This is a genomic window from Lentzea roselyniae (genome assembly GCF_039537795.1).
GTDB lineage: Bacteria > Actinomycetota > Actinomycetes > Mycobacteriales > Pseudonocardiaceae > Lentzea > Lentzea atacamensis.
This window is the reverse complement of sequence record NZ_BAABBE010000013.1, coordinates 97934-124549: the sequence shown is the minus strand read 5'-3', so window position 1 is coordinate 124549 and position 26616 is coordinate 97934. Positions and strand designations below refer to the sequence as shown.

Here is a 26616-nt window from a genome sequence, read left to right as displayed (position 1 = left end):
CCCTCAAGGCTTTTCGGCGTCTTCTTCCTCGGGCTTCCGATCGGTCTTCTTCCGCTTCTTCTTGCGCAGCCAGACGAAGAACGTCCCGACCGCACCAACGATCACCGGCACGCTGAGACCCGTGATCGCACCGTAGTCCTTGACGAACTTGCCGAAGCTGTAAGGGAAGTTGACGTCGACCTCGACCTCATGGGCGTAGGTCCGGTAGTGGATGGGGACGCCGCCGGCGTCCTTGGCGACGTACAGCACGAAGTCGAGGCGCAGCTTCCCGCTCTTCTGCGGGCGGACGTCCCAGGCCCACTCGGCGTAGTCGCGGTCGGGCAGCTCACGCTGACCGTCGTCGCCTCCGACGCGGGTGATCTGGAAGTCCGGGCCGCTGAGGTCCGCGGTGAGCGCGCTGCCGACCTTCGCCGGGGCGACGGACACGCTGCCCGTGCCGGGCAGGCCAGAGGTCAGGTCGGGCGGGGCCTCCTCGCCGACGACGCGGACGGTGACGCGCTGGACCTCGTTGACCCGCATGGGAGACGGGGCGCGGTAGACGACCTGGCCGTCACGGAGGCGGAACGTGGTCGTGGTGGGCGTGGCGGCGTCGGTGGTGGTCGTGGCGGTGCGGGTCGGGATTCCGGACGGCTTCACCGTCGGCGTCGGGAACGGCGTCACCGGCACGGTCGTCGGCTTCACCGTCGGATGCGGATCCGCTGTCGGCTCGAAGTTGAGGTAGACCAGGGTGCCGGCAGCCGTCAGCGCCGCCGCCACGAGACCGGTGACGACGACCAGCGTGTTTCGCCGGGCCATCGGAGTCACCTCCTCCGTATCCCAGGTCGATCCCCCGCACGTCGCCGTTACGCGGGGAAGCCCCCGGACGAGGTGTCCGGGGGCTTCCGTTTCCGGCGCGGTCCCTAGTTCAGCGCCACCTTGAGAATCCTGGTGTTGCTGTTGCCCGCCGTGGAGTCCTTGTCACCGTTGGAGGTGGTGACCCACAGCGAGCCGTCCGGCGCCGGCTCCGGAGTGCGCAGCCGGCCGTAGGTGCCCTGGAAGTGGGGCGTGGCCGCGCCGAGCGACGAGCCGTTGATCGGGATCCGGTACAGCCGTTCGCCGCGCAGGGCGGCGAGGAACAGCACGTCGTTCACGATCGCGAGACCCGACGGGGAGGCGCTGCTCACCGAGAAGGTCTTCTTCGGCGCGATGGAGCCGCCACAGCTGCCCGAGGTGCCCTCGCAGGCGGGCCAGCCGTAGTTGCCGCCCTTCTGCAGCAGGTTGATCTCGTCCTGGCTGCCGTCGCCGAGCTCGGCCTGCCACATGCGGCCCTGCGAGTCCACGGCGAGGCCCTGGACGTTGCGGTGGCCGTAGGTCCACACGTAGCGGGCGTTGCCGCCCTCGCCGAAGAACGGGTTGTCCGACGGCGCGGTGCCGTCCGGGTTGAGGCGCAGGACCTTGCCGCCGAACGACTGCTTGTTCTGCGCCAGCGGCTTGTTCTGGCCGTCGCCGGTGGCCGCGTACAGCTTGCCGTCGGCACCGAAGCGAAGGCGGCCGCCGTTGTGGAACTTGTTGCGCGGGATGCCGGTCAGCAGGGTCTGCCAGCCGGTGAGCGAGTTGCCCTCGATCTTCGCGCGCACGATCCGGTTGTCGCTCGAAGACGTGTGGTAGACGTAGATCAGGCCGTCCGCGGCGAACGTCGGCGACAGCTCGATGCCGAGCAGGCCGCCCTCGCCGTTGGTGCCGGAGACCCCGGGAACCTTGCCCAGGTTGGTCTTCTGGCCCGACGGGATGATCTTCACGATGTCCTGCGCGTCGCGGCGCGAGTAGATGCCGGAGCCGTCGGGCAGGAACGCGAGGCCCCACGGCACGTCGTTGTCGGTCGCGATCTGCGTGACGGCACCGACCTGGTCACCGCCTGAGCGGGTCTTCACCGTCACCGCGTTCGAGGCGGCCGAAGCGTTGCCCACCGCGTCGAAAGCCTTGACCGTGAACGTGTACTCGGTGTTCGCGCTGCGGCCGCCGATCGTCGCGGACGTGCCGGCGGCGTCACCGACCTTCGTCGCTCCCGTGTAGACCTCGTAGCGGGTCACGCCGACGTTGTCCGTCGCCGGCTCCCACGCCAGCGACACCGAGTTCGCCGTCACGCCCGTCGACCGCAGGTTCTTCGGCGCGGTCGGCGGAATCGGGTCGTCCTGTGCGGGCGGGGTCTTGAACTCCGCCGTGTTGGACGCCTGCGACACGTTGCCCGCGGCGTCACGCGCGTTGACGTAGAAGCCGTAGTTCACGTTCGGCTTCAACCCGGTCATGACGGTCGTCAAAGCGTTGCCCGGCACCGTTTTCTGGAACTGGCCGAGGTTGTAGATGTCGTACGCGGTGACGGCGACGTTGTCCGTCGCGGCCTTCCACGTCAGCTTCGCCGAGTCGGACTTGATCTCCGACGCGACCAGGTCCGACGGCGGTGACGGCGGCTCCGGGTCGACCGGGCCGGAGTTGCCGAAGACCTGGAACTCCTGCAGGGAGTAACCGTACGACGTGCCGGTGCGGCAACGCGTTGTGCCGTAGACACGGACATAACGGCCCCGCCCGGTGACCGTCAGGTCCTCGACACCGCCTAAGCCATCGGTGGTGCTGTGGATCGACGTCCAGGTCGAGTCGTTCTCGGAGGTCTCGACCCGGTACACCTTGGCGCACGAGAGGTCCCACTGCAGCCGGACCCGGCTGATGTTCGCGGACGCGCCGAGATCGACGCGGATCCAGGCCGGATCGGTGTTCGACTTGCTCGCCCAGCGCGTGGCCGCGTTGCCGTCGAAGGCGTTCTTCGGCGCGTAGTTCGCACCGCCGGACGCCGACTCGGTCGCGGGTTTGCCTTGGGACAGCAGGACATCCGCCGCGGCTGCCTGGGGAGCCGCGGAGACGAGCGAGGTCACCGCCACTGCGAGCGCAGTGGCCAGGATGCCGGCTCTGGTGACCGGCAACCGCCGTGAACGGGGTGCCACAGGAACCTCCCACTTTCGTAAGGGACAGGTAGGTGCGGCGGCATTGCGTTCGACCCGGCGGCGGGTGTACGAGTGTTACAGAAAAACCGTAAACGTTTTCGAGCGCCAGGTCCAGAGTCAGTTAGGGAGCCACGAGATGCGCTGGACAAGGAAGTTACAGCTCGTCATCCCCACCCTGTTGATCGTCACGGCGTGTGGTGCGCCGGAGGTCCCGCAGGCGCAGAACGCACCCACGACAGTCCCGGACAAGCCCGCGAAACCGGTCGAGCTCAACGTGCTCGACGTCGCCGGCAACCTGCAGCTCACCCAGGGCATGATCGACGAGTTCGTGAAGACCAACCCCGACTTCGTCAGCAAGGTCAACTACACCAAGGCGACGGCGCCCGACATGCCGGGCAAGCTCAAGGCCGAGCAGAACGCCGGCACCTCCCAGACCCATCTCGTGCTCACCGGCACGGACGGATTGTCGTCGGTGATCGAGCAGAAACTGGTCTACGAACTGCTCCCCGGATTTTCGGCGAAGCTGCCGGACCTGGAGAAGACCTACCTCCCGCCCGCGTGGGAGATGCAGAAGCTCGCCCAGGGCCAGGGTGTCGCGGTCACCTACTACCCCGCCGGCCCGCTGCTGGAGTACGACCCGGCGAAGGTGCCGAGTCCGCCGACGTCGCCTGCCGAGCTGCTGGAATGGGCCAAGGCGCACCCCGGCAAGTTCCAGTACGCGCGGCCCGCGAACTCCGGTCCCGGCCGGACGTTCCTCATGGGACTGCCGTACCTGCTCGGCGACTCCGACCCCAAGGACCCGGAGAAGGGCTGGGAGAAGACCTGGGCCTACCTCAAGGAGCTGGGCCAGTACGTCGAGAACTACCCCGGTGGCACGACTGACGTCATGAAGAACCTGGCGAACGGCACGTCGTGGATGGTCGCCTCCACCACCGGCTGGGACATCAACCCGCGCGTGCTCGGCTCGGTGCCGGAGGGAATGAAGATCTCGACGTTCAAGGGCTTCCACTGGGTCACCGACGCGCACTACGCGGTCGTCCCGAAGGGAGTGTCCGCCGACGTGCTGTCCGCGAACCTGGCACTCATCAAGTTCATGCTCGACCCCAAGCAGCAGGCCAAGGCCTACGACAAGGGCTACTTCTACCCCGGCCCCGCGGTCAAGGACGTCACGCTGAAGATGGCGCCGCAGGAGTCGCAGGACGCCATCGCGAAGTTCGGCCGCCCCGAGTACGACAAGCTGATCGAGGAGAACCCCAAGGAGACGTCGCTGCCCGCCGCGCAACAGGTGAAGGCCTTCCAGCGGTGGGACCGAGAGATCGGCAAGAAGTGAGCGGGCAGCAGCGGTTTGCCGAGCTGCACCTCGACCGCGTGCAGCGCGCGTTCGGGGACACCGTTGCCCTCAAGGGCATGGATCTGACGATCAAGGGCGGCGAGTTCGTCGCCCTGCTCGGGCCGTCGGGGTGCGGGAAGTCGACGGCGCTCAACTGCCTGGCCGGTCTGCTGCCGCTCACCGGTGGGCGGATCACCCTGGACGGCAAGCGCATCGACGACCTGCCGCCGGAGAAGCGCGGGTTCGGGATGGTGTTCCAGAACTACGCGCTGTTCCCGCACATGTCGGTGCGGCGCAACATCGGGTTCGGCCTGTCCATGCGCAAGACGCCCAAGGCCGAGCTGAACCGGCGCGTGGACGAGGCGGTCCGGCTCGTCCAGCTCGAAGAGCACCAGCACAAGTTCCCGGCGCAGCTTTCGGGCGGCCAGCAGCAACGCGTGGCGATCGCCCGCGCGATCGTGCTGGGGCCACCACTGGTGCTGATGGACGAGCCGCTGTCCAATCTGGACGCGGCGCTGCGGCTGGAGATGCGCACCGAGATCCGCAGGCTGCACCAGTCGCTGGGACTCACGACCGTCTACGTCACGCACGACCAGGAGGAGGCGCTGGCCCTCGCCGACCGTCTCGTCGTGCTGCGGCTCGGCGAGGTGCAGCAGGTCGGTTCGCCGGAGGAGGTCTACGCGCATCCGGTGAACCGGTACGTCGCCGGGTTCATGGGCTATCGCAACATGATCCCGGTGACGGTGACCTCTCAGGACGGTGAGCGGACGACCGTGCGGGCTGACGGCGTCGAACTCGTCGGCGTCAAACGGGAGGAGCTCACGGAGAAGGCCGTCGCGGCAGTCCGGCCCGAGGACTTCGCCGTCGTCACCGAGACCGGGGCCAACACGCTCGAAGCCACGGTCGAGATCGTCGAGTACCACGGCCGCGAGCAGGCGGTGGAGGCACGGCTGCGCAACGGCGGCCAACTCCACGTCCGCACCAACTCGCGGCTGGCCCCCGGCGACACCATCAGGCTGAAGGTGCCCGTCGAACGTGTGCTGGTGTTCTCATGACCGCGGTCCTGTCGCCGCGCGACCGGAGATCACTGCAACGGGCCTCGCTCAAACACCGGCTCGCCGAGAAGGGCGTCGACCGCGTCCTGTGGCTGCTCGTGCCGGGCGCGGTGTTCGTGGCGCTGCTGTTCGTCTACCCGTTCCTGTACGGGCTGCAGCTGTCGTTCCAGCCCAAGGGCGGCGGCAACCCGTTCCAGAACTACGTCACGTTCTTCTCCGACCCCTACCTGGCCGACACCGTCTGGATCACCCTGCGGCTCGGCCTCCCGGCGGCGCTGTTCAACGTGCTCGCGTCCATCCCGATCGCGTTCCGGATGCGCGGCCGGTTCCGCGGCAAGCGAGCGCTCACCACGCTGCTGGTCATCCCGATCACGCTCGGCACCGTGCTGACCGCGGAAGGCCTGCTCGCGTTCTTCGGCCCCACGGGGTGGTTCAACCGCATCTGGATGGCGCTCGGCGCGGACGAACCGGCGAGGCTCACCCACAACTACTGGGGCGTGCTGTTCTCGCTGATCATCACCGGTTTCCCGTTCGCGTTCCTGCTCACGCTGTCGTACCTGTCGGGCATCGACCCGACGCTGGAACAGGCGGCGGCCACGCTGGGGGCCTCGAAACGGCAACGCTTCCGGACCATCACGATGCCGTTGCTCGCACCGGGCCTCGCGGTCACGTTCTGCCTGTCGTTCGTGCTCGCCTTCTCGGTGTTCCCGTCGGCGGTGATGGTCGGCAACCCCGCCGGTGAGACGCACGTGATGTCGATCGCCGCATACGAGACGGCGTTGCGGGACAACGACTTCGCGATGGGCTCGGCGATCGCGATGCTGATGGCGCTGGTGATGCTGATCGTGATCGGCGTGGTGCTGATCTGGCGCACGACGCTCTACCGCGGCGCGACAGGAGGCAAAGGGTGAGCATCAAAGCGAGGCCGGTCGTCTGGCTGACCTGGGGCGCGCTGATCTTCTTCATGCTGAACCTCGTCGGCATCGTCGGCGCGGTCGTCACCAACTCGTTCGCGGAGTCCTGGTTCGGCACGTGGCTGCCGAACGGCTACACGGGCAAGTGGTACGGCGAGGCGTGGCGCGACTACCGGTTGCTGGACGTGCTGGTTGTAACGTTCCAAGTCGCGATCGCGGTCGTCGTCATCTCCGTCCTCATCGGAGTGCCGACGGCCTACGCGCTGGCCCGCCGCACCTTTCCCGGCAAGAAGCTGCTCAACGTGCTGTTCCTGCTGCCGATCCTGATGCCGCCGATGACGTACGGCATCCCGCTCGCGACGGTGCTGTACAAGTTCGGGCTGGCGGGCACCATGTTCGGCGTGATCGCGGCGAACCTCGTGCCGGCCGTGCCGTTCGTCGTGCTGACGATGACGCCGTTCATCGAGCAGATCGACACGAAGATCGAGTCGGCGGCGCGGATGTGCGGCGCGAACACGGTCGCCATCTTCACCCGTGTGCTGGCTCCGTTGCTGGTCCCGGGCATTCTGGCGGCGTCGATCCTGGTGCTCGTGCGGACGGTGGGCATGTTCGAACTGACGTTCCTCACGGCGGGGCCGACCAGTCAGACCCTGGTCGTGTCGCTGTACGAGGCGATGTCGTCGGCGGGCATCCGGCCACAGCAGATGGTCGACTCGATGGCGGTGATCTACACCGGATCTATGCTGCTGCTCCTCGTGATCGCGCTGCGGTTCGTGAACCCGACCCAGCTCGTCACGAGACTCAAAGAACCGGCTTAGCGCCTGACCGGTCATGATTGTTTCAACCGGCAGTTGAGGGTGAGGTACCAGTGGCAGTCACCATCCGCGACGTGGCACGCAGGGCGCACGTATCGGTCGCCACCGTTTCGCGTGCGCTGACATCTCCCGAACTGGTCCGCCCGGAGACCAGATCACGGGTGCTGGCTGCCGCCTCCGACCTCGGCTACCAGCCCAACCGGGCGGCTCGGGGGCTGATCACCGGCAAGACCGGCAACATCGGCATCGTCGTGCCCGACCTCGACAACCCGTTCTTCACGGGCGTGCTCAAGGCCGTGCAGGCGCGGGCGATGCAGGCCGACTACGCGGTGTTCGTGGCGGACAGCGACGAGGACCCGGTGGCCGAGGCGAAACTCGTGCACGCGATGGCCAAGCAGGTCGACGGCGTCGTGCTGTGTGCGCCCGGCCTGGAGGACTCGCAGGTCTACGAGGTGGCGGGGGCGACGTCGCTGGTGCTGCTCAACCGGCGGCTGCCGGGCGTGCCCGCCGCGCTGATGGACTCCGCGGGTGGCATGCACGCGATCATCGACCACCTCGTCGCATTGGGACACCGGCGGATCGCTTACCTGAACGGGCCTCGCACGTCGTGGTCCAACCAGGAGCGTCGCCGGGGTCTCATGTCTGCGGTTGCCCAGCACGGCGTGGACCTGGTGGATCTCGGACCGTTCGCGCCGCGCTACGAAGGCGGTCTGCAGGCGGCCGATCTGGCCGTGGCGGCCGACACGACGGCGATCGTGGCCTACAACGACATCATGGCGCTGGGCGTGCTGGCACGGCTGCGGGACCGCGGCATCTCGGTTCCCGGCGACGTGTCGGTGACGGGGTTCGACGACCTGACGTACGCGTCGCTGTGCTCGCCCGCGTTGACAACGGTGGCAATGCCGGTGGCGCAGGCAGGACGCACCGCGGTGAACCTGTTGCTGGACTGGCTGGACTCGGACAACACGGAGGTTCCGCAGATCGTGGCGGAGACGCAACTCATCGTGCGTGGCACGACGACACCGCCTCGTAGGTAGGTACAAGGCGGCCCCGGCAGGGCGTCTGGGGGGAGTACGCCGTGAGCCGGGGCCGCGAAAGCGGCGGGCCCGAGGGGGGAGGGGGCCAAGTGCCGCTGGTGTTCCACTCTGCCCTGAGCGGACCGAATCCGCCAGGGTGGATGTACCTGTTTTTGGATTTCTCGTACGTACGGGTTACTCGTAGAGCCCTTCGTACAACCGAGAGTGAAGGCGGTGCACCACGTTGCGCTTGACCTTCAACGTCGGCGTGAGCTCGCCCTCCTCCTGGGACAGATCACGGCTGAGCAGCACGAACTTCTTCACCTGGGAAGCACTGGCGAAGTGCGAGTTCGCTTCGTCGACAACTCCCTGCACGAGCGTTCGCACGTCCGGGTGACCCACCAAAGATTCGATGTCGGACGGCAAGCCACGCGCGGTCGCCCACGGCACGATCTCGTCGGCATCGAGTGTGAGTAGCGCCACACAGTAGGGTTTGCGGTCACCGAACAGGACCGCGTGCGAGATCCAGCGGGACTGGCGCAGGACGTTCTCCACGTTGGCCGGCGCGATGTTCTTGCCGCCCGCGGTGATGATGATGTCCTTCTTGCGCCCCGTGATCGTGACGAAACCGTCCGCGTCGATCTCGCCGAGGTCGCCGGTGTGCAGCCAGCCGTCCTGGATCGTGGCAGCGGTCGCCTCGTCGTTGCGCCAGTAGCCGGCGAAGACGTGCGGGCCGCGCATGAGCAGTTCGCCGTCCTCCGCAACGGACATCTCCAGGCCCGCCACGCCGGAAGCGCCGACGGAACCGAGTTTGAAGCTGTCCAAGGTGTTGATGGTGCCGACCGCGGTCGACTCCGTCATGCCGTAACCCTCCAGCACCGGAACCCCGGCCGCGTGGAAGAACTGCAGCACCTCACGCGAGATCGGCGCGGCACCGGACAGAGCCTGCACGAGCTGTCCGCCGAACACCGCCCGCACCTTGGCGAACATCGCGTCGACCTGCTCGAACGCCGCGGCCATCTCCGGCGGAACCGGTTCGCCCACGGAACGCCTGCGCCGGACCTCCAGCCCCAGCGTCACCGCCTGCGCGAGCTGCTCCGGCGGCACGGCGGCGGTGACGAACGTGTAGATCTTCTCGAAGATGCGCGGCACCGAAGGCAGGAACGTCGGCCTGACCTCGGCGAGCTCCGGCACGATCGCCGTCATGTCGCCGCCGAAGTACGCCAGTGCGCCACCGCGGTACATCGTGCCGAACATGACGATCTGCGCGAAGACGTGCGCCAGCGGCAGGAACAGGTAGACGGTGCCGGTCATCGCGTCGATGCGCGCTTCTTCCGCGACACGGCACAACGCGACCCAGTTCGCGTTGGTGAGGATGCATCCCTTGGGCGGACCCGTTGTGCCCGAGGTGTAGATGATCAGTCCCGGGTCCTCCGGCCTGATCGCGGCACGGCGGGAGTCCAGCTCATCCGCGAGCGGCGAGGTGCGGCCCGTGTCCTGCAGCTCGGCCACGGTCGGGCGGTCACCGGCGGGCTCGATCGTGAAAACCGTTCGCAGCTCGGGAAGTTCCGCGCGGACGGCGTCGACCTTCGCGCACTGGGCCTCGTCCTCGGCCACCACCATCGACGCGCCGGAGTCGCCGACCACCCAGGCGATCTCCTCCGGCGCGCTCGACGGGTAGATCGGCACGACGATGCCGCCCGCCGCGAGCACCGCCAGCTCGACCGCCGTCCACTCAGGACGGGTGTTGGCGAGCACGCAGACCCGCTCGCCCGCCTTCAGTCCGGCGTGGACGAAGCCGGACGCGAGGTCCAGCACCAGCTCGGAGACCTCGGCGTAGGTCTGCTGCCGCCACTCGCCGTCCTGCTTGAACCGCCACGCCACCGCGTCGCCGTACGCCTGCTCCGCGAGGAACGGCAGGTCGGCTATCCGGCGGACGGTCTGCACCGCGTTCGGCATCGTGACTCCGGCGGTCATGGCGGCTCCTGTGCGCGTCGGGGGCGGGGTTTTCAGGCGGGCACGACCTGCACTCGGGTGCCGTTGAGGACGGCGGTGCCCGAGAGCGGGTCGATGCGGAGGTCGTCGGTGAGGAGGTTGACGTTCACGCCGGCGTGCTCGCGCGCGACCGAGAGCTGCGTGCCCGGCTGGTCGTGGCCCCAGCCGTGCGGCATCGACACGACGCCGGGCGCGATGTCGTCGGTGACCTCGACCAGCACCTCGACCTTGCCGACGCGCGAGGTGACCTGGGCGGTCGCGCCGTCGGTGAGGCCGAGGCGGCGGGCGTCGCCGGTGTTCACGAGGAGCGTGCACAACGGCTTGCCCTTCACCAGCGCGGGCACGTTGTGCATCCAGGAGTTGTTGGTGCGCAGGTGCCTGCGGCCGATCAGCACCATGTCGGTCTCGGGGTGCCGCAACGCCGTCAGCACGCGCGGCAGGTCGTCCATGATCGGCTGCGGGGTGAGCTCGATGCGGCCGGACGGCGTGCGCAGGATCTCCGGCAGTCGCGAGGTGAGCGGGCCGAGGTCGATGCCGTGCGGGTGGTCGAGCAACTGCCGCAGCGACACCCCGTACGGGCCGGTGCGGAGTTTCAGGTCCAGCAGGCGTTCCTCGCGCGTCTCACCTTCCGGTTCGAAGTCGGCGCCCAGCTTCTGCTTGAGATCCGCGAGCTGGAACGCCGCCAGCGCGTCGAGATCGGCGGACGGGCCCAGGCCGCTGAAGATCGTGGCGAGCCGGAAGAAGATGTCCGTCTCGTCGCCCCGGCCTTCCTCCAGTGGAATCGCCGCGCGCGAGTACTTCACGACGTTGCGCACGGAGTTGTTGAGGAACGCGATGTCGTAGTGGTCGCGGCGGGACGGCGGCGGCGTCGGCAGGATGACGTCCGCGTGCCGGGTCGTCTCGTTGAGGTACGGGTCGACGCTGACCATGAAGTCCAGCCCGGCCAGCGCCTCGTTCACGCGAGCGGAGTTCGGCAGCGACAGCGCGGGGTTGCCGCCGATCGTGAACAGCGCCCGCACCTGGCCCTCGCCGGGCGTTTCGATCTCGTCGGCCATCGTGACGGCGGGGAACTCCCCCATCACCTCGGGGTGTCCCTTGACGCGGCTGTGCCAGCGGCCGATGCCGAACCCCTTGCCGCGACCCGGTCCGCGCCTGCTGTGCGCGGGCAGCGGCCACATCACGCCGCCGGGCCGGTCGAGGTTGCCGGTGAGGATGTTGAGCGTGTCGACCGCCCACGACGCGACCGTGCCGAACTCCACGGTCGTCGTGCCGATGCGGCCGTACACCGCGGCACGTTCCGCTCCGGCCAGCTGCCTCGCCAGCGCACGGATCGTGGCAGCGTCGACACCGGTGCGTGCGGCGACGGCGTCCGGGGAGAAGGGTTCCACGTGCGAGCGGATCGCCGTGTGGTCGGTGACGTGCCCGGCGAGGTCCTCGAGGTTCACCAGGTCCTGCGCGAACAGCTCGTGGATCAACGCCAGCAGCAGGAACACGTCCGTGCCCGGCCTGATCACGACGTGCTGGTCGGCGGCCTGAGCGGTGCGGCTGCGGCGCGGGTCGACGACCACGAACCGGCCTCCGCGCTTCTGCAGCTCCTTGAACCGGCCCGGCGCGTCCGGGACCGTCCACAGGCTGCCGTTGGACGAGAACGGGTCCGCGCCCAGCACCAGCATGAAGTCGGTGCGGTCGATGTCGGGCACCGGGATCGAGAAGATGCTGCCGTACATGTGGCCGACCTGGACGTGCTTGGGCATCTGGTCGACGGTGCTCGCGGTGAAGACGTTGCGGCTGCCCAGCGCCTTGCGCAGCGGTCCCGCGTAGAGACCGCCGGCGAGCGAGTGGACGACCGGGTTGCCCAGGTACATCGCGATCGAGTTGCGGTCGGGGAAGTCCTTGAGCCGCTCGTCGATGTACCGGAAGGCCTCGTCCCAGCTCACCTCCCGGAACTCGCCGTCGCGCTTGATCAGCGGCGCGCTCAGCCGGTCCGGGTCCGAGTCGAGCGTGCCGAGCGAGGCGCCCTTGGGGCAGATGAAGCCCCTGCTGAAGTCGTCCTCGCGGTCGCCGCGCACCTTGGTGATGCGGTCGCCCTCGACCGTCAGCTCCAGCCCGCACGTCGCCTCGCAGAGCGGGCAGGTCGTGAATACGGTCCTCATGAGTCCCCTAATTCCGGCTTCCTAACGGGTACTAGTCGCCTGCCACTGGGCGCAATCGGCCAGCCGAGGTCAACCCGAACAGCTCACTGACAGCCCTCGCGATCATGTCCGGTCTTTCCAGCGTGTGCTCGAAACGGAACCCGATGACCGCCTGCGATCCGCCGAGCAGACCGGTCAGCCTGACGGATTCGTCCTGGTCAGCGCCGTAGCAGACGATCCGGCCGAACGGCGCGAGCGCGTCCAGCGAGGCCTTCAGCGTGCCTCCTGGATCGAGTACGACATCGACCTGCTTGCCCTCGTTCGCCGCGATCAAACGCTCCGCCAGGCCGTCACGGCCCGACTCGACGGCGATGTCGGCACCGAGCTTCACGGCCCGGCGCCGGCGGGACTGGCTGGATTCGGTGGCGATCACCCGTCCCGCCGCGAAACTGCGGGCGAGCTGGACCGCGATCGCGCCCACCTCGCTCGCGGCGTCGTGCACGACGATCGACTCGTCCGGCCTGAGGTGCGCGCACGTGCGCAGGAGATGCCAGGCCGTGGTGCCCGCTCTGGCGAGGGTGAGTGCCTGGTCGTCGGTGACGCCCGCGGAAACCGGGAGGCGGAGGCGGCCGGCGACCACCACCACGCGGCGTCCGCCGTCCTCGACCTGGATCTCGTCGGCCGCCTCGGCTGTGCGCATACAGCCCATCTCACGTTCTGCGGGCGCCGGGTTGTAGTGCGGCTTCCACGACAACTAAGAATCAGTGCTGCTCAGCGACCTGCAATGGACGAAGGCGAGCGAAGCACTCGTCGAGGCTGATGTCCTGGAGGGCCGCACGGCGCGCCGGGCCGCGTCGAGTGCCTGCAGTCCGGTGATCACCGCGTCAGTCTCCGTGAGGACCTGCGGAGTGAGTCCGAGTGGGTACGCCCTGTTTCGAGGTATGGCGGACGCGTGTGCACCGGTGCAGCATGTGCCGGTGAACGCCGCAATGCGCACCACCACGACGATCCTCGCGGTAGCGGTCGCCTACTACGCGACGGCGAAGGTGGGACTGGTCCTGGCACTGGTCAAGGGCCAGGTCACTCCACTGTGGCTACCCACGGGGATCTCCGTGGCGGCGCTGCTGATGTCGGGCCGCAAGATCTGGCCGGGCATCGCCCTCGGCGCGTTGACCGCCAACATCGAGCTCGGTGCGGGCCTCGGCGCGGTCGTGGTGATCACCATCGGCAACACGGCCGCCCCGCTGGCCGCCTGGTACCTGCTGACGCGCTTCGGGTTCCGGACGCAGCTCGACCGCTTGAAGGACGCGTTGCTGCTCGTGTTCGCGGGTGCGCTGGGCGCGATGCTGATCAGCTCGGTGATCGGCACGACGGCGTTGACGCTCGACGGCGTGATCCCGTGGCAGGAGATCCCGGCTGTGCTGTCGGTGTGGTGGACCGGGGACGCGATGGGCGTCCTGGTGTTCACGCCGCTGCTGCTCACGCTCACCCGGCACTGGCACGCCCCGCCACGCCGGGTCGCGGAGGCCGCGGCGCTGCTGGTCGTCACCGCCGTCCTCGCGTCGTTCGTGACCATGTCGGAGGCACGACTGCTGTTCCTGGTGTTCCCGATGCTGATCTGGGCGGCTCTGCGGTTCCAGCACGCGATCGCCGCCCCGTGTGCCGCGATCATCTCCGTGGCCGCCGTGATGTCCGCCGCCGGTGGTCTGTTCGTCCAGGGCGACCTGCTGGCCACGATGATCGTGCTGCAGGCGTACAACGGCTCGGTGGCGCTGACCGGGTTGATCCTGAGCGCCGTCACGAGTGAGCGCAACCAGGCCCGCGAGACGATCGAGCGGGCGTGCCTGCAGCTGGCCGAGACCGTCGCGAACTACCAGGAAGAGGGTGTGCGGAAACGGCTCGGGCGGGTCGTGCCGCCTGCCTAGTGCCGTGACCGGCAGCCTTTGCCGCGAGGCGCCCTGCTGAGCGTCGAAGACGCGGTGAAGGTTGCCGGTCACGGCACTAGCGCTGTTGCATGGCGTCCAGTACGCGGGCCAGCTCCAGCCGCGAGGACACGTGCAGTTTGGCGTAGATCCGCGACAGGTACACCTCGATCGTCCGCGGGCTGTAGTGCAGGGCGGCAGCGATGTCCCGGTTGCGCATCCCCTGCTGCACCAGGCGGGCCACGTTCTCCTCGGCCTCGGTCAGCAGGCCGGGCGCCTTCGAGCGAGCCCTCGGCACTTTGGCGCCCAGCGTGCGCAAACGGTTGCCTGCCTGCCGCCGCAGCCCGTGCGCGCCGAGACGCTGGAACGCCGTGTAGGCCTCGACCAGCGTGGGGACCTCGTCGGAGGAGACCTCGCCCAGAGCCAGCTGGGCACGAGCCTTCTCGAACTCCAGGCCGCCCAGCGCGGCCTCGGACACCGCCTCGCGCAGCAGGTCCGCGTCCTGCCGCACCACCCCGGTCACCCGCCGGATCGTGGTGCGCGACCACGGCGACACCCGCGTCGAGGACACCGCGGACAGCCGGTCCAACGCCTCCAGAGCGGCTTCGGTGCGGCCTCGTTCCAGGTCCAGCTCGATCATCCGCGCCACCAGGACGCAGGAGTAGGCGGCTTCCAGGCGTGTGCCGATGGCGTCGGCGAGCAACGCGTACGCGGAGTCGACTTCGCCGCGCGCGATCAGGTACTCGGCGAGGGCGGCGGCGTGCAGCTTCGAGATGTTCACCGACTGCGGCGCGGGCAGCGAGGCCAGCCGGGCGGCGACGTCCAGCTCGCCGCGCCACGTGCGGATGGAGAGCTCGACGGCCTGCAGGACGCCGAGAGCTTGGTCGGCCTGGGCGGCTTCGACGTCGGGGAGCCAGCGGCCGATGCCGTCCAGGGCGGCCTCCCAGCGACCGCCCAGCCAGTCCAGCGCGACCCGTGAGGCGGCGCGTTCGGCGCGGAAGCCGTGGGAGCCGACCTGGTCGACCAGCTCCTCGGCGCGCCGCACCCGCCAGGAGGCGTCGTGGACCAGGCCCGCCAGCGCGGTGATGGACGCGCAGACGGACAGGGCCTGCAGCTCGAGCATCGGCTGGCCGTCGCTGCACGACAGGGCGCGGTTGGCGTGCTCGACGGTGCGGTCGTGCTGGAAGAGCAGCGAGGACAGCATGGCCAGGTGCTCGAAGACGATCACGCCTTCGGCCGGTGAGCTGATGGGGAGTGCTTCGATGCGGTCGAGTTCGGAGATCGCGTCGTCGTGGCGGTTGTTGTAGACGAGGAGCACGGCGCGTTGAGCTTCCAGGGAAGCGGGGACTGGACCGCGCGCCACTTCGTCATCGGCCAGTGCCATGGCTTCTGCCGTGCGGCCGACGGAGAAGAGCGACGCGATGACGGCGGTGGCGACGCGCGTGCGTTCCTGGCCCGGCGCCAGGGATTCGAGGGCGGCCAGTCCGGGGTCGATCGCCAGCGCGGGACGTGACGCCCTGGCGAGCACGCGGCACTGCAACGCCAGCAGGTCCGAGCGCTCGGGAGCGTTGCGCGGCAACAGTTGCAGGGCTCTGGCGCACAGGGCGGCGGCGGTCTCGGGTGCGGTCGCGCGGGCCACGGAGGCGGCTTCGGCCAGCACGGTGACGGCCACGCGGTCGCCCGGGGCGGCGGACTCGGCCAGGTGCCAGGCGAGTTGCAGGAGGTCGACCGGGAGGCCCTGGGAGCGGTCTTCCAGCAGCCGTGCGGAGATCAGGGAGTGGAGGTGACGACGCTGAGCCGGGCCCACCTCGTGGTACAGGGCTTCGCCCACGAGAGCGTGGGAGAAGCGGTAGCCGCGGTCGTCGTCGTGCACGACGATGTGCGCGCGCAGGAGATCGTCGAACGCGGACACGACCGTCGACTCCGGCAGCGAGGCGACGCGGGCCAGCAGTGAGATCTGGTCCAGCCGCACACGCCGGAAGACGGCCACCGCACGGGCCACCAGCCGCGTGTCGTTCTCCAGAGGTGCCACGCGCCTGAGCACGGCCTCGCGACGGGTCAGCCTGATCGCGTCGGGAGGCACCGCCAGGCGGGCCCGGTTGTTGTCGACCGTCACCAGGTCGAGCTCTCGCAGCGAGCGGGCGATCTCGGTGACGAAGAACGGGTTGCCGTCGGATCGTTGCTGGACTTCGCGGGCGAGGGCGTCGTCCACCGGCGTCTGCAGGACGGATTCGACGATGCGGGCCACGTCGGCGCCGGACAACGGTGCCAGGTCGATGCGCACGACCTCGGCGTGCTGTTCCACGCGGTCCAGCAGGCTCTCCACGCCGGGTTCGCTGGTGTGCGAACGGCTCGCGGTGACGAGCACCAGCGGAGCCGCCGAGACCCGGCGCAGCACCAGCGTCAGCAGGGCCAGGGAGTCGTCGTCGACGTGGTCGAGGTCGTCGATCAGCAACGCCGCGGGCCGCGTCGCGGTGAGTTCGGTGAGCAGGCGCACCACCCGGTCGCAGGCCCTGCCGAACCAGGCGCCGGAGTCCTCGGTCACCGAGATCTCCAGTGCGGCCAAGGCATCCGCGCGGAGCTTGTCGAGCGGCACGGGAACGCCGAGGGAACGGATCAGCGCCACCACCGCGCCGTACGGGATGCGCTTGCCGAGCACGTCGGACGCCGAGGCGAGCACACCGGCGTGCCGTTCGTGCAGCCGGCGGGCGATCTCCGCGAGCAGGGAGGTCTTGCCGATGCCCGGTTCGCCGCTGACCTGGACCACGACGAGACCGGTCGCGGGTGCGGCGTCCACGCGGTCCAGCACGGCGCGCAGTTCGGGTTCCCTCCCCCGAAGTTCGGTTCTCCGGGTCCCGGCGTGGAGCGGAGTGTCGGCGATGACGGCCTCCCGGCGAGCTTCGGCGGAGCAGCGCCTGAGTCTTCCATGTGGGTGGCTCGGCTCGGCAAGGGCCGCTTTCCGTGCGCGATCAGTCACTCTCAGTAGGATTGATTGGTCCGGTCGAGGCCAGACGCGTTAGCCGCTGAGTGTTCCCTACTGATCCGTGGTTCCTCTCAGTGATGCCCTTGGGGACAACCGCCGCTCCCCCAGAGGAGGATCGATGTCGATCCAGGGAACATGCGCCCCGCAGTTCGCCGAGGTGCGCGCCGAGTTCGAACGCAACTTCGCCGAACGCGGCGAGGTGGGCGCGTCCGTGCACGTGACCCTCGACGGCGCGCCCGTCGTCGACCTCTGGGGCGGTGTCGCCGACCCCATCACCGGCCGGCTCTGGTCGGAGGACACCATCGTCCACGTGTGGTCGTGCACGAAGGCCGCGACCGCGCTGTGCGCCCACGTGCTCGCCTCCCGCGGCGCACTCGACCTCAACGCGCCGGTCACCCGCTACTGGCCCGAGTACGGCGCCGAGGGCAAGGGCACGACGCTCGTCCGGCACGTGCTGAGCCACCAGGCGGGCCTGCCCGCGCTCACCGAGTGGCTGCCCGGCGGCGCCTTCTACGACTGGGACCTGGTCACCGCCAAGCTCGCCGCCCAGAAACCCCTGTGGGATCCGGGCACCAAGCACGGCTACCACGGCCTCACGTTCGGGTTCCTCGTCGGCGAGATCGTCCGCCGCGTCACGGGCCTGTCGCTGGGCCAGTTCTTCGAGAAGGAGGTGTCCGGACCGCTCGGCCTCGACTTCTGGATGGGCCTGCCGGAGGACCTCGAACCCCATGTCGCGCACACGATCCCGGTCGACCCGACGCAGCCGGGCATCCTGCTGCCGTCGCTGTTCATCACCGCTCTGACGCAACCCGAGTCCGTCCCCGGCCTGATGCTGCTCAACAACGGCGGCTACATGGCGCCGGGTGAGTCCGACTCCCGCGCCGCGCACGCGGCGGAGATGGGCGCGATCGGCGGCATCTCCAACGCCCGCGGGCTCGCCGGCCTGTACCGGCCGTTGGCGCTGGGCGGGGAGTACAACGGCGTGCGGCTCGTCGAGCCGGAGCAGATCCCGCAGATGTCGAACGTCGCCGTGGCGGGGCTCGACGCCGTCGTCGGGGTGCCGTCGCGGTTCGGGCTCGGGTTCCAGAAGGCCACGGACAACGCCCACCTGCCGCCGAACGACCGCGAGGGGCTGCTCGTCAGCGAGGAGGCGTTCGGGCACAACGGGATGGGCGGCTCGCTCGGGTTCGCCGACCCTCGGGCGCGGGTCTCGTTCGGGTACGCGATGAACCGGCAGGGGCCCGGGCTCGGAGCGAACGAGCGCGGGCAGTCGCTGGTGGACGCGGTGTACCGGGCGCTGGGGTACCGGCGAACCGGTGGCGGCACCTGGTTCGCCTGAGAACGCGCTGACGCAGGGGTCCCCTCGAGCTGGGAACCCCTGCGTTTCAACGTACTCGCGAGGTCTGACAAGATCGTTCAGACGATCAGAACGGCTTCGTCTCCGCCGCGATCTCGCCCAGGATGTCGCTCAACGGCCGCGCCGACTGCACGCCCATGGTGGCCGCCGTGCCCGGAGGCACGTTCTCCGCGATGTCCGTACCGGCACACGTGACCCGGGACGCCGGCAGAATCCCGGAAACCAGGTACTTGTTGACCAGCGCGTCCACGCAGGCGTTGCGCCGCAACGCGTAGTGCCCGTGCTGCCCGTCGTTCGACACCGAGATCAACGGAACGTTGAGGTGCTCGGCCATGACCCGCCCGTTCGCGAGCGGAGTCTGCGTGTCACCGTCGGAGTTGATCACGATGCCGGCCGGGTACTTCCGCGTGATGGCTGGAATCTTCTCCGGCCGCTTGAACGCGCGGAACGTGCAGTTGGTGGGCGCCATGAAGTCGACGGTCCCGCCGTACGGGTTGGTGTCCCGCCACCGCTTCATGTCGTTGTAGTAGGTGTTGACGTCGGTGAACCAGTCCCACTCGCAGGTGACGGCCTGGTACGTGCCGGGCGAGGTGGGCTCGATGTCACCCTTCTTCAACGCCGCCACGATCGCGGACGCCTCGGCGGGATCGGCGACCCCGGCCTTGATCGAGACGATGTGACGCGAGAACGCCGCCCACGAACGACGGTACCGGGTGGCACCCACCGCGTAGTCGAAGGACGAAACGTCCGCGTACCCGCCGAACGGACCGGTCTTCAGCTTCGCGGCGATCGCGTCCAGCTCACCGCGCACGGCCGCGGCCGTGGTCCCGAGCCCGTAGGTGGAGTTGCGGGCCGCGGTCCACTCGGTCCACTTGCGAAGGTTGTCGGTGATGGCGTCCACCACGTCGACGTCCTGCTCGTGCCACGTCTTCAGCGGGTCCAGCGCGGAGTCCAGCACGCTGCGATCCAGCGACTTCGGGAACATGGAGCCGAAAACGGCGCCGAGCTGGGTGCCGTACGAGTAGCCGACGTACGAGACCTTCTTCTCCCCCAACGCGCCGCGGATGACGTCCATGTCGCGGGCGGTGTTCATCGTCGACACGAAGCGACGCATCTCGCCACCGCCGCGCTGGCAGTTGTCCTCGACGGCGCGCGCGTACTCGGACCAGTTCGCGAGCTGTGAATCCGTTGGGCGCGTGGGGAACTCGTCGTCACTCGGGGTGGAGATGCACCGCAGCTGCGTGGACCTGCCCACGCCGCGCGGGTCCATGCCGATCACGTCGTAGATCTTCAGCACCTCGGTCTGCGCGTTGAACCAGTGCACAGCGCCGAGGCCGGATCCGCCCGGCCCGCCGGGGTTCGTCAGCAGCACGCCTCTGCGCCGCGCGGGGTCTGTGGCCTTCTTGCGGGAGATCGCGATCTCCAGATTGCCGTTGCCCGGGTTCTTGTAGTCCATCGGCACGATCACCGTGGCGCACTCGACACCCGTCGACGGCGACACCCAGCCGGCCGGGCACTCGGCCCACGCGACGGTCTGGTTGTAGTACTCGTCCAACGGCCCCGGTTCCGCATGGGCCGTTCCCACCAGGGACATGAGCAGCGGGGCGGCCAAAGCCGCCGCGCCCCAACGCTTTTTCACCGCGACACCCCTCCGATTCGGTCGTCGGCGACGACGCTTCCGCAGTCGCCGTCCCGATCGGAACCCCCGAAGGTCGGGTGAAATTCACCGCACCTCGCACACCTCGTAGGTGAGGACCAGGCCGTCGAGCACGCCCTTCGCGACCGCCTGCACGCGGTTCAACCAGCGGTAGCGGTCGTCGCCGGTCTCGAAGAGAGGAGCCGCGTACAACGGCTGGCCGAAGCCATTCGAGACGTCAACCCGTCCTGAGTAGTGCAGATACACGTAAGCGTTGTCCTGGGTGAGCAGTACAGAACGGACGTCCAGGGTCGCGGTGCCGTCGGGGCCGATGGTCAGCCAGTCGGCGGTCGACGTGCCGTGCATCGTGCCGCGCAAACGCTCGCCCTCGAACGTGCCCGACTCGACCTCGTAGATCAGCCGGTCGCCGGAGGGCGTTTTCCGGAGCAGGTAAGGCTTGCGCAAACGGGCGGTCATGGTTCCCAGCGGCACGAGCTCCATCACGCCACCGTCCCACCGTCGACGATGAGGATCGAGCCCGTCGTGTAGGCGGCGGCCGGTGAGGCCAGGTACGCCACGGCGCCCGCGACCTCCGCGGCCTCGCCGACCCGGCCCAACGCGGTCTTGGCGACCACCGCGGCGTGCAGGTCCTCGTTGCCCACAAGGGCAGCGGAGAAGTCCGTGCGGATCACGCCGGGAGCCACCGCGTTCACCCGGATCCCCACCGGACCGAGCTCGCGGGCCAGCGTCCGGGTCGCGCTGATCATCGCCGCCTTCGCCGCGGAGTAGAGCCCCGTGAACGGCTCTGCCTTCAGCCCGGCGGCGGACACGATGTTGACGACCGACCCGCCACCCGTGCCGAGACCGGCGGCGACAGCGGCGCGAGTCAGTGCCAGAGGTGCGGGCACGTTCACGACCATGATCTTGTCGAACGCCTTGGCGGACACGTCGATCAGCGGACCGAACGGCGGCGCGGCACCGGCGTTGTTCACCAGCACGTCGATGCGGCCGAAGCGGTCGGCGACGGACGACACGACGCCGGAGATCTCGTCGTCGCGGCCGATGTCGGCGACAACGGGCAGTGCCTCGACCTCGAACTCGCGCTCGACGGCCGCGGCGACCTCCTTGGTGGTCTCGGCCGTCCGCGCGACCACGGCAACGCTCGCCCCCGCGCGGGCCAGCGCGCGCACCGTTTCCAGACCGATGCCCCTGGTGCCGCCGGTGACCAGCGCGACGTGTCCGATCAGCGAAAACGGGTTGCTCGACATGGCGGCGAAGTTATTCGGCACCGCGCCGGGCGACAACGACCACCGCTTATCTGCCGGGAAACCCCGTACACGGCGTGCGGCCTGCGGATTTGGTAGGAAGAGGTATGGATCCGGTCAAGGCGTTGAAGCAGGTGGCCTTCCACCTCGAACGGGCGGGCGAGCCGACCTACCGCGTCCAGGCCTTCCGCAACGCGGCGGCGGTCATCTCCGAACTGGACCCCGCCGAGGTCGAGAAGCGGGCGAAACTCGGCACGCTCACCGACCTGAAAGGCGTCGGGAAGGCGACGGCCGGCGTGGTGGTGGACGCACTCGCGAACCGGGAGCCGTCCTACCTCGCGAAGCTCCGGCACGTCGACCTCAGCGGCGGCGAGGAGCTGCGCGCGAAGCTCAAGGGCGACTGCCACGTCCACTCCGACTGGTCCGACGGCGGCAGCCCGATCAGGGAGATGGCAGAGGCGGCCCGCGACCTCGGCCACGAGTTCATGGTGCTGACCGACCACTCGCCGCGCCTGACCGTCGCGAATGGACTGTCCCGCGCCCGGCTGGAGAAGCAGCTCGAGGTCGTCGCCGAGTTGAACGTGGAGCTGGCGCCGTTCCTGATCCTCACCGGCATCGAGGTCGACATCCTCGACGACGGCTCGCTCGACCAGGACGAGGACATGCTGGAACGACTGGACGTCGTGGTCGCGAGCGTCCACTCGAAACTGAAGATGCCGAAGGCCGAGATGACCGAACGGATGGTGACGGCGGTCGCGAACCCGCACGTCGACATCCTCGGCCACTGCACCGGCCGCCTCGTCGTGGGCAAGGGGCGCCCGGAGTCCCAGTTCGACGCGGAACGGGTCTTCGAGGCCTGCGCTGAGCACGGCACCGCTGTGGAGATCAACTCACGGCCAGAGCGCCTCGACCCGCCGCGCAGGCTGCTGAGCCTCGCCGTCGACGCGGGCTGCACGTTCTCGATCGACAGCGACGCGCACGCGCCCGGCCAGCTGGACTGGCTGAACTACGGTTGCGCGCGGGCGGAGGAGTGCGGCGTGACGCCGGACCTCGTGATCAACACCCGGCCCGCAGCTCGACTGCTGTCCGGGTGAGGTGCTCGTACCAGGAGACCAGCGGGCCGGTGTCGGCCAGCGCGCGGCCCAGGGCGACCCGGCACAGGTCCCTGACCGGCTCGGGATCCCATCCGGACACCAGCTCGTCGAGCGTGCCCAGCGATCCGAGCGCGTACCGTTCCAGCCCCTCGCAGATCGGCACGACCGTCCCGTCCGCCTTGACCACGAGCGGGTCGACCCGGACGAACGCCGCAGGGTCCGCTCGCAGCAGTGCGGCGGACGTGACGTCGAACTGGACCTCGACGGCGTCGTCCTCGGCGACCCGGTTCAGCTCCACGGCCGCGTAGACGAGATCGACCCGGTCGACGCCGTGCGGGCGCACCCGCACCTTGCGCGCGCCGTCCCCCACTGCCTCGGTGGCCATGTCTCGGAGCAATGGCACGTTGTCCGGCACGAGGTCGATCATCACGGTCACCCGGTGACCGTCCGCGGCGCATTCACCCACATCGTCCAGCCCGACCACCAGCTCGGCTCCCGGCACGGCGGTGAGCCAGCGAGGGTCGTGGACCTCGACTCCCATACCTGGTAGGAGCGTCCGTTTGGCCGACAAATACCTCCGTACCGCTCACCGGGCCATTTGGTTTTCCATCTGGCTGTATCACGGGCGCCCCCGCTTCCATCACTGTGTGAACAAGCCGTCACCCACTCCCGCCACGGCGGCGAATGGGCCGATCAGGCGACTTGTGGTCACACCATCGGGAACACCCGAAACGGCCGCTGACGCGCGAACGACGTCATCTTCGGGGAGGGAGGGAGCATGCGCCGCCAATTCATCGTGCCAGCGGACTCGTGCGCCCGGAGTGCGGCCGAAGCCCGCCGCACGGTGTTGCGGGACCTCCACGACGGTGTTGGCCCGTCCCTCGCCGCCGTCGCTCTCGGACTGCGGTCGGCGCGGCAGCTGCTCACCTCCGACCCGGCTGGCGCCGCCCGGTTGCTCGCGGCGCTGGAGGACGAGATGCACTCCGCGATCGACGACATCAGGGCGCTGGTCGCGAGGGAGAACCCGGCCTCGGTGACGAAGCTCGGACTGGTCGGCGCGGTCGAGGAGTTCGTGGCGGCGCTGCGGTCAAGGCTGCACGTCGCGATCGACGTCGTGGTGCTCGGCGAGATCCCGCCCCTGCCCGACGCGGTGAGCGTGGCGGCGTACCAGATCATCCGCGAGGCGCTGACGAACGTGGTCACCCACGCCGACGCGCGCACGTGCCAGGTGCGGCTGTGGTTCGACGCCGAGCTGCACGCCGAGGTTGTCGACGACGGGGTGGGGGCGGCTGAGGTGTCGACCGGGGTGGGTCTGGCTTCGATGCGCCAGCGAGCCAGCGAACTCGGAGGGAACTGCCGCGTCGAGCCACGGCACGGTGGCGGCACCAGGCTCGCGGCCGCTCTCCCCCTGTCATGACCTTGCGCGCCCTGGTCGTGGACGACCATCCCCTGTTCCGCCGCGGCGTGATGGCGGCGCTGACCGACAGCGGCATCGACGTCGTCGGCGAAGCATCCGGTGGCACGGTCGCCGTCGAGCTTGCGCAGCAGCTGCAACCCGACGTGATCGTGATGGACCTCAACATGCCCGATCTCGGCGGTGTCGAGGCGACCCGCCGGATCGTCACCGCACGGCCGTCCGCACACGTGCTCATGCTGACCATGTTCGAGGACGACGAGTCGGTGTTCGCGGCGATGCGCGCCGGCGCGCGCGGGTATCTGGTGAAGTCCTCGCGCCCTCAGCAGATCGTGGACGCCGTGCGCGCCGTCGGTGAGGGTGAGGCGATCTTCAGCCCTGCGGTCGCCACGCGGTTGCTCGACTTCTTCGCCACCGCACCACGTCCGAGCACGCTCCCGGAGCTCACCGGGCGCGAACGCGAGGTCGCCCGGCTCATGGCGGACGGCAAGGGCAACGCGGTGATCGCGCGGGAGTTGTTCCTGAGCACCAAAACCGTGCGCAACCACGTGTCCAACATCCTCCGGAAGTTGCAGGTCGCAGATCGTGCCCAGGCCATAGACCTGTTCCGGGACAGTTCGGGATGACTGCCCCTGTCGACCGGGACGTTCCCGGCCCGATGATTGCAGTGTTGGTTCTTTCGGGCTGAAGTCAGAAGGGGAGCTGATGAATGCCGAACCCGTCACCGTCGTCCTCCACGCCACCGACTCGATCACCCGCGCCGGCGTGACGGTCGCACTGCGTTCCCGGCCGGAGATCCGGCTGGTCGAACCGGAGACCGCCGAGAGCTGCGTCGCGCTCGTCGTCGCGGAACGTCTCGACGAGAACGTCCTGCAGCTGCTGAGAAAACTGCAGTGCCAGCCCAACCCCGGCATCGTGCTCGTCGCCGGTGACGTGGCCGACTCCGAGCTGCTCGACATCGTCGGCAGTGGCGTCTCCGCGGTGCTGCGCCGCGCCGACGCCACCCCGGACACGCTGGTCCGGCTGATCCGCGCGGCACACGCCGGGGAGGGGTCGCTGCCCGCGGATCTGCTCGGCCGGCTGCTCGGCCGCGTGTCCCAGCTGCAGCGCAACGTGTTGCGTCCCAACGGGCTCAACCTCGCCGGCATGTCCAGCCGGGAGACCGAGGTGCTGCGGATGATCGCCGACGGACTCGAGACCAGGGAGATCGCGGAGCGGCTGTGCTACTCGCAGCGGACGGTGAAGTCGATCCTGCACGACATCACCAACCGCTTCCAGCTGCGCAACCGCGCCCACGCCGTGGCCTTCGCCCTCCGTGAGGGCCTGATCTAGAGCGAAGGCCCGAGCTGACGTCACTCCGCACGCCCGTTGAGCACCACCGAAGGTGTGCACGCGCCCTTGGGCTGCGGGTTCTGGCAGCTCACCCGGAACACGATCTTCTCTCCCGGCTGGAACCGCAGTGGTTCCTGGAAGTGCTCGTCGCGGTCCCGGAAGTTCCCGAGCCCGATCACCCTGATGACCGTGCGCGTCCCGCCCGCGTCCCGGACGAGCTGGGCCGTACCCAGGTCGCTCTTGGCGTTCTCGAAGAAGATGTCCTTGATGTACAGGGTCTTCTTGACGTCCGGAGGGGTGAAGGTCACCTCGGTGAACGCGCCGGCGTTCGCCACGATCGGCGAGGTGATGTCGATCCGGAAGGTCACCGGTTCGCCCTTCTCGGCGGGCTTGGGCAGCGTGGGTGTCGTGTTGGTGTCGCCCGGCTTGAGGCCCAGCGCGCCCAGTGCCTGACCGGCGTTCGCGGCCGCCTGCTTCGACTCCTCCTTGGCAGCGCCGGCCGCGCTGGCCGCCTCCTCGCTCTTCTGCTTGATCTCCGCGCTCTCCTGCTGCATCGCCTCGCGGGCTGCGGACTTCACGGCCGGCTTGAGCACGGTGAGCCACAACGCCACCAGCGCGGCCGCGAGCAGCAGGAGCGCGATCAGGGCCGGCAGCAACCACTTCGGCAGCAGCTGGCGCTGGACCATGGTGCCCTGGGCGATCAACGGGTCGCCCTGCTCCGGCACGACCTCGACCTGGAACGGGTGCCGCTGGGGTTCACCGCGCAGGAACGTCTTGCGCGGCTTGGCCCGCAGCCGCACGAACGCGGTGGTGCCCGGTGGCAGCGCGATCTCGGAGCGGTCCAGCCGGAACTCCAGCTCGTCCTCCGGGTCGATCGGCCTCAGCCGCAGGACCGCGGGCGCGTTGCCCACGTTGTCGACGGCGACCTCGTACTTGGCCCTCCTGGCGCCCTCCGCCTTGGCGGGCACCAGTTCCGCGGCGATGCCGGTGAACGCGCCGACCACGACGACGCCCTCTTCGACGACCGAGCCGTGCGGGTCCTCGCGCGAGATGACCCGCACGCCGAACGGGACGGAACCCGCGTAGACGCCAGGGTCGCGTGGCGGCGCGAACCGGATGAGCACGGGCGCGGACTCACCGGGGTTGAGGTTGACCACGCCCGGTTCGGCCTGGCTCCACGGCGCGGCATCGCCGACGACGTCGATCGTGAACTGGTCCACCAGCTCGCCCGCGTTGCGCACCATCACCTGGCAGGTGACGTCCCCGCCCGGTGCGACCGACAGGTCCGAAGTGGACAGTGTCGCTGTTGCTCCCATGACTAGCAGTCTCCTTCTTTCCCTGTCCCCCGCGCAGCGGCGGTGGAGGCGTGGCCGGGTGCGCT

Annotated in this window: 22 protein-coding genes; 11 read left to right on the top strand and 11 right to left on the bottom strand. The window is 69.2% G+C overall.

Annotated features, from left to right (window positions below):
- Positions 1 to 3: 3 nt before the first annotated feature.
- Together ABFX45_RS23885 and ABFX45_RS23880 are read right to left on the bottom strand one after the other, a co-directional pair.
- Entirely contained in the window at positions 4 to 795 is a 792-nt protein-coding gene (locus tag ABFX45_RS23885) for a hypothetical protein (RefSeq protein ID WP_346131986.1), read from the bottom strand.
- 104 nt (positions 796 to 899) lie between these two features.
- The gene (locus ABFX45_RS23880; protein ID WP_346131984.1) at positions 900 to 2975 is read right to left on the bottom strand and encodes a PQQ-dependent sugar dehydrogenase; all 2076 of its coding nucleotides are present in this window, start codon (positions 2973 to 2975) and stop codon (positions 900 to 902) included.
- Positions 2976 to 3111: 136 nt separating this feature from the next.
- On the opposite strand from ABFX45_RS23880, the gene ABFX45_RS23875 reads away from it, so the two are divergent.
- Genes ABFX45_RS23875 through ABFX45_RS23855 form a run of 5 tightly spaced genes read left to right on the top strand, consistent with a single transcriptional unit; the run spans position 3112 to position 8126 of the window.
- The gene (locus ABFX45_RS23875; RefSeq protein ID WP_346131982.1) at positions 3112 to 4305 is read left to right on the top strand and encodes an extracellular solute-binding protein; all 1194 of its coding nucleotides are present in this window, start codon (positions 3112 to 3114) and stop codon (positions 4303 to 4305) included.
- The gene (locus ABFX45_RS23870; RefSeq protein ID WP_346131980.1) at positions 4302 to 5360 is read left to right on the top strand and encodes an ABC transporter ATP-binding protein; all 1059 of its coding nucleotides are present in this window, start codon (positions 4302 to 4304) and stop codon (positions 5358 to 5360) included. Before ABFX45_RS23875 ends, ABFX45_RS23870 begins: the two co-directional genes overlap by 4 nt.
- Complete coding sequence (locus ABFX45_RS23865) at positions 5357 to 6271, top strand: ABC transporter permease (protein WP_109637227.1); 915 nt, start codon at positions 5357 to 5359, stop codon at positions 6269 to 6271. Before ABFX45_RS23870 ends, ABFX45_RS23865 begins: the two co-directional genes overlap by 4 nt.
- A 53-nt stretch (positions 6272 to 6324) precedes the next feature.
- The gene (locus tag ABFX45_RS23860) at positions 6325 to 7092 is read left to right on the top strand and encodes an ABC transporter permease (RefSeq protein WP_346132173.1); all 768 of its coding nucleotides are present in this window, start codon (positions 6325 to 6327) and stop codon (positions 7090 to 7092) included.
- A 50-nt stretch (positions 7093 to 7142) separates the two neighbouring features.
- Positions 7143 to 8126, top strand: a complete 984-nt coding sequence (locus ABFX45_RS23855) for a LacI family DNA-binding transcriptional regulator (RefSeq protein WP_109637226.1) — start codon at positions 7143 to 7145, stop codon at positions 8124 to 8126.
- 174 nt (positions 8127 to 8300) lie between these two features.
- On the opposite strand, the gene ABFX45_RS23850 is transcribed toward ABFX45_RS23855, so the two are convergent.
- From ABFX45_RS23850 to ABFX45_RS23840, 3 genes are read right to left on the bottom strand one after another with little or no spacing between them, the layout of a single operon-like run.
- Positions 8301 to 10082, bottom strand: coding sequence for an AMP-dependent synthetase/ligase (locus tag ABFX45_RS23850; RefSeq protein WP_211337376.1), 1782 nt, complete (start codon positions 10080 to 10082; stop codon positions 8301 to 8303).
- Between the two features lie 32 nt (positions 10083 to 10114).
- Positions 10115 to 12253 (bottom strand): molybdopterin oxidoreductase family protein, encoded by a 2139-nt coding sequence (locus tag ABFX45_RS23845; protein ID WP_346131977.1) that lies wholly within the window; start codon positions 12251 to 12253, stop codon positions 10115 to 10117.
- Positions 12254 to 12284: 31 nt separating this feature from the next.
- Entirely contained in the window at positions 12285 to 12932 is a 648-nt protein-coding gene (locus tag ABFX45_RS23840; RefSeq protein ID WP_346131975.1) for a zinc-binding dehydrogenase, read from the bottom strand.
- Positions 12933 to 13209: 277 nt separating this feature from the next.
- Between ABFX45_RS23840 and ABFX45_RS23835 the strand changes: the two genes are divergently transcribed.
- Positions 13210 to 14157 (top strand): MASE1 domain-containing protein, encoded by a 948-nt coding sequence (locus tag ABFX45_RS23835; protein WP_211337375.1) that lies wholly within the window; start codon positions 13210 to 13212, stop codon positions 14155 to 14157.
- A gap of 76 nt (positions 14158 to 14233) precedes the next feature.
- Here the strand turns inward: ABFX45_RS23835 and ABFX45_RS23830 are convergent, their stop codons facing one another.
- The gene (locus ABFX45_RS23830; protein ID WP_346131972.1) at positions 14234 to 17131 is read right to left on the bottom strand and encodes a helix-turn-helix transcriptional regulator; all 2898 of its coding nucleotides are present in this window, start codon (positions 17129 to 17131) and stop codon (positions 14234 to 14236) included.
- 124 nt (positions 17132 to 17255) lie between these two features.
- On the opposite strand from ABFX45_RS23830, the gene ABFX45_RS23825 reads away from it, so the two are divergent.
- Positions 17256 to 18476 carry a serine hydrolase domain-containing protein gene (locus ABFX45_RS23825; RefSeq protein WP_346131970.1) on the top strand — a complete coding sequence of 407 codons (1221 nt, stop codon included), beginning with the start codon at positions 17256 to 17258 and terminating at the stop codon, positions 18474 to 18476.
- 85 nt (positions 18477 to 18561) lie between these two features.
- On the opposite strand, the gene ABFX45_RS23820 is transcribed toward ABFX45_RS23825, so the two are convergent.
- The 3 genes from ABFX45_RS23820 to ABFX45_RS23810 all read right to left on the bottom strand — a co-directional run bounded on the left by ABFX45_RS23820 (position 18562) and on the right by ABFX45_RS23810 (position 21398).
- The gene (locus ABFX45_RS23820; protein ID WP_346131968.1) at positions 18562 to 20133 is read right to left on the bottom strand and encodes an alpha/beta fold hydrolase; all 1572 of its coding nucleotides are present in this window, start codon (positions 20131 to 20133) and stop codon (positions 18562 to 18564) included.
- An 84-nt stretch (positions 20134 to 20217) separates the two neighbouring features.
- Positions 20218 to 20631, bottom strand: coding sequence for a DUF3237 domain-containing protein (locus ABFX45_RS23815; RefSeq protein WP_346131966.1), 414 nt, complete (start codon positions 20629 to 20631; stop codon positions 20218 to 20220).
- Positions 20631 to 21398 (bottom strand): SDR family NAD(P)-dependent oxidoreductase, encoded by a 768-nt coding sequence (locus tag ABFX45_RS23810; RefSeq protein ID WP_346131965.1) that lies wholly within the window; start codon positions 21396 to 21398, stop codon positions 20631 to 20633. The genes ABFX45_RS23815 and ABFX45_RS23810 overlap by 1 nt, the downstream gene beginning before the upstream one ends.
- A gap of 104 nt (positions 21399 to 21502) precedes the next feature.
- Between ABFX45_RS23810 and ABFX45_RS23805 the strand changes: the two genes are divergently transcribed.
- A complete protein-coding gene (locus tag ABFX45_RS23805) occupies positions 21503 to 22489 on the top strand; it encodes a PHP domain-containing protein (protein ID WP_109637218.1) in 987 nt (328 codons plus the stop codon).
- Here ABFX45_RS23805 and ABFX45_RS23800 read toward each other — a convergent pair.
- Entirely contained in the window at positions 22452 to 23030 is a 579-nt protein-coding gene (locus ABFX45_RS23800; RefSeq protein ID WP_346131964.1) for a hypothetical protein, read from the bottom strand. The genes ABFX45_RS23805 and ABFX45_RS23800 overlap by 38 nt on opposite strands.
- A 237-nt stretch (positions 23031 to 23267) precedes the next feature.
- Here ABFX45_RS23800 and ABFX45_RS23795 point away from each other — a divergent pair, with 237 nt between their 5' ends.
- The 3 genes from ABFX45_RS23795 (at position 23268) to ABFX45_RS23785 (ending at position 25235) form a co-directional block, all read left to right on the top strand.
- On the top strand, positions 23268 to 23906 hold the full coding sequence (locus tag ABFX45_RS23795) for a sensor histidine kinase (protein ID WP_346131963.1): 639 nt from the start codon (positions 23268 to 23270) through the stop codon (positions 23904 to 23906).
- A complete protein-coding gene (locus ABFX45_RS23790) occupies positions 23903 to 24529 on the top strand; it encodes a response regulator (RefSeq protein WP_346131962.1) in 627 nt (208 codons plus the stop codon). Before ABFX45_RS23795 ends, ABFX45_RS23790 begins: the two co-directional genes overlap by 4 nt.
- Before the next feature lie 79 nt (positions 24530 to 24608).
- Positions 24609 to 25235, top strand: a complete 627-nt coding sequence (locus ABFX45_RS23785; protein WP_109637214.1) for a response regulator transcription factor — start codon at positions 24609 to 24611, stop codon at positions 25233 to 25235.
- Positions 25236 to 25255: 20 nt separating this feature from the next.
- Here ABFX45_RS23785 and ABFX45_RS23780 read toward each other — a convergent pair whose 3' ends face one another.
- Entirely contained in the window at positions 25256 to 26551 is a 1296-nt protein-coding gene (locus tag ABFX45_RS23780) for a COG1470 family protein (protein ID WP_346131961.1), read from the bottom strand.
- Positions 26552 to 26616 lie beyond the last annotated feature (65 nt).